General features: G+C 73.3%; 3 protein-coding genes. 1 reads left to right on the top strand and 2 read right to left on the bottom strand.

All coding sequences use genetic code 11. From position 1 onward, the window contains the following. Positions 1 to 1026 (bottom strand): serine/threonine-protein kinase (locus HY68_RS18980; protein ID WP_107070104.1); only part of this gene is annotated, 1026 nt, incomplete at its 3' end. Between the two features lie 59 nt (positions 1027 to 1085). On the opposite strand from HY68_RS18980, the gene HY68_RS18975 reads away from it, so the two are divergent. After that, a complete protein-coding gene (locus HY68_RS18975) occupies positions 1086 to 1964 on the top strand; it encodes a GNAT family N-acetyltransferase (RefSeq protein ID WP_052457136.1) in 879 nt (292 codons plus the stop codon). Between the two features lie 17 nt (positions 1965 to 1981). Here HY68_RS18975 and HY68_RS18970 read toward each other — a convergent pair. Next, positions 1982 to 2517 (bottom strand): GNAT family N-acetyltransferase (locus HY68_RS18970; RefSeq protein WP_157874448.1); only part of this gene is annotated, 536 nt, incomplete at its 5' end.

Genomic DNA, 2517 nt, shown 5'->3' with positions numbered 1-2517 from the left:
CAGCCGCTCGGGTACGGCGGGTTTGGCCGTCGCAGGCGTCGCCGGGCTGACCGCAGTCGGCTTCGGCACAGCCTGCTTCGCCGGGGCCGTAGCCGTCGGCGCGAAGGCATCAGCCACGCGCACCGGTGGGCGTACCGGCGGCGCGTCCCTGGGCGGTGGCGCCGGCTGCGCCCGTGCTCCGTCCGGGAGTGCGCCGATCCGGTCCGCCACCGTACGGGCATCGGCCGGGCGCAGGTCCGGGTCCTTGGCGAGCAGGTCGAGGACCAGCGCGTCCCACTCGGGCCCAAGGCCCGGCCGGTGGGCGCTGGGTGGGGTCGGCGGCTCGTCGAGGTGTTTGCGCAGCACCACGTGCCAGGCGCTCGCGGGGAACGGCGTACTGCCGGTCAGCAGCACGTAGAGCACACAGCCCAGGGAGTAGAGGTCGCTGCGCGCGTCGAGCGTGCGGTCCCCGCGTGCCTGTTCCGGTGACATGTAGGCGGGCGTGCCCATCATGCCGCCCGACGCGGTGAGCGTGGTGAGGTCGGTGGTGCCGGTGAAGCGGGCGAGGCCGAAGTCGAGGACGACGGCGCGTCCGTCCTCGTTGAACATGACGTTCGCCGGTTTGAGGTCGCGGTGCACGATGCCCGCCTTGTGGGCGACCTGCAGGGCGCGGCAGATGTCCCGCACCCAAGCCTTGACCTGGGCGAGGTCCGTCGTCGTACCGTTCAGCAGGCGGTCGAGCGAGCGGCCGGGCAGCTCCTCCATCACCAGGAACAGCACCGTACCGGTGGGCAGTTCCTCCGTGCCGGAGTCATGGACCGTGACGATGTGCGGGCTGTTGAGCCGGGCCGCGGCCATCGCCTCGCGTTCGAACCGCTCGGCCGACACCCGCTCGGCCTCATCACCCAGCCCGGCCTGCGCGTTGAGCGTCTTCACCGCGACCGGGCGGCGCAGCCGCTCGTCCGTGGCGTGCCACACCGTGCCCATACCGCCCGAGCCGATGCGCGCGCCGATCCGGTAGCGACCGGCCAGCAGTGTGCCTTCCACGTGGCATCTCCCCCTCTTCCACGACGTTCGCAGTCTGTCACCGGTGGTTGGCTTGCTGTGTGACTTCGGACAAGGAACAGCCGACCTGGGCCCGGGAAGCGCTGGCCCGGATCGACCGCTATCAGGACGCGCTCCCCCGCAGGGCCGGGCGGGCGGAGGACTTCGGGCCGTTGACCCTGTTCGTGCGGCGCGACGGCGGAGGACCGCTGCACGCCCGACCGTCCCCGGGCGGCGCTGCCGCACGGCGGGCGGTGCGCGCGGCTGATGTCGAGCGGGTACGCGACCGGCAGCGGGCGCTCGGTGTTCCCGAGGTCTTCGAATGGGTCGCCGAGTCGGCGCCCGAGCTGCGTGAGGCGGCGGAGGAGGCCGGACTGACCGTCCAGGAGAGGCCGTTGCTGGTCTTTCCCGCCGACGTACCAACACCTTTCGCGGCGGCGGGCGCCGTACCGGCCGGGATCTCCGTACGTACGGTCGCGGCCGACGACCCGAGGCTGGCGAGCGCGGTCGCCGTCGCGCATCTCGCCTTCGCCGAGCTGGGCACGCATGTCGGTACGGCGGGCGCGGCCGAACTGGCTGTCGCCGTACGGGTGTACGCGCCGGAGACCGCGCGGACGGCCGGACAGATCCGCGCGGGTACGAAGACCGTCGTCGCGGCGGTGGAGGTGACGGCGGGCGGCAGGGCCGGGGGCGCGCTCAGCTCCGGGATGCTGCCCGGCGTGATCGACGGCTGCACCGAGATCAGCGCGGTCGGCACCCTGCCTGCCGCGCGGCGGCGCGGCCTTGCCGGGGCGGTCACGGCGCGGCTGGTGGCCGAGGCACGCGAACTCGGCGCGCGGACGGTGTTCTTGGGCGCGACGGACGAGACGGTGGCCCGCGTCTATGGCAGGCTCGGCTTCCGCCGGGTGGGTACGTTCCTGGAGGCGGAACCGGCGCGTTGAGCGTTTCGGCTGACCGTTCAGAGGTCGAGCTGGAACTCCAGCGACGTGTGCGTGGGGACGTACCCGAGCGCGTCGTTGATGCTCCGCATGGGCCGGTTGCTGTCGGCGGTGTCGGTCAACAGACCGTCGAGGTTCGGGTGTTGTTCGCGCGCCTGGCGGATCGACTCGGCCTTCATCCAGCGGCCGAGGCCGTGCCCGCGGTGGAGCGGCAGCACCGCCGTGCCGTAGTGCTGACCGTCGCCCGTACCGGCACCGGGGACGACGAGTTCGGTGAACCCGGCGATCGAGCCGTCCGACTCGGCCACGGCGGCGACGGTGTGCAGCACGTCGCCCCGGTCCTCGACGGCGCGCGCCGCTGCCTTGACCCGCTCGGCGTCCCAGACCTGGCGCCCGTAGTCGGCGTCCTCCAGCGGCATGTCGTCCATGGCCCGGCGGGACGCGGTGAACGTGTCGAGGAGTTCGTCGGGCACCGTGCCGGACCAGGACGTCAGCCGGTACCCGGGGTGCGGGCGCTCGACGAGGGCGGTGGGCGCGGCGGTGTCGGCGGCGGCGA

It is taken from the genome of Streptomyces sp. AcH 505 (assembly GCF_000818175.1).
GTDB lineage: Bacteria > Actinomycetota > Actinomycetes > Streptomycetales > Streptomycetaceae > Streptomyces.
The sequence above is the reverse complement of the archived record's forward strand: the minus strand, read 5'-3'. Positions and strand labels throughout refer to the sequence as shown.